Source organism: Sporosarcina sp. P29, from assembly GCF_002743265.1.
Taxonomy (GTDB): Bacteria; Bacillota; Bacilli; order Bacillales_A; family Planococcaceae; genus Sporosarcina.
Genome location: NZ_PDYX01000090.1, coordinates 1 through 433 on the forward strand (window position 1 = coordinate 1; position 433 = coordinate 433).

Here is a 433-nt window from a genome sequence, read left to right on the forward strand (position 1 = left end):
GGAGACGAATGGTATCGTTTTGCCGTGGCGGGCGTAGACAGCGGTGAACTTCGGGCGACCGGGGGGATTCGCCTCATCACCGACGGCGATTTAACCCTGCTTGAGACGGCCGACCTGATCGTTGTGCCCGGCTGGCGAGGACTGGATTCACCGGTTCCGCCCGCGCTCTGCGCGGCATTACGTAAGGCCAATGCGCGGGGATGCCAGCTTTTGTCGATCTGTTCTGGCGTGTTTGTTCTTGCCGCTGCCGGGCTGCTGGATGGGCGTAAAGCCACAACGCACTGGCGCTATATTGAGGCGCTTAAGGCCCGGTACCCGGCCATCGAGGTGGTTGAAGATGTACTTTATCAGGACGACGGCGACATTCTCACCTCGGCGGGCAGCGCGGCAGGTATCGATTTATGCCTGCACGTAGTCCGGCGGGATTATGGGA

1 protein-coding gene is annotated in these 433 nt (G+C 61.0%); it reads left to right on the plus strand.

Features of this window, described 5'->3' with window-relative positions:
- Window positions 1–433 (plus strand): DJ-1/PfpI family protein (locus CSV68_RS16680; RefSeq protein ID WP_199175051.1); only part of this gene is annotated, 433 nt, incomplete at both ends.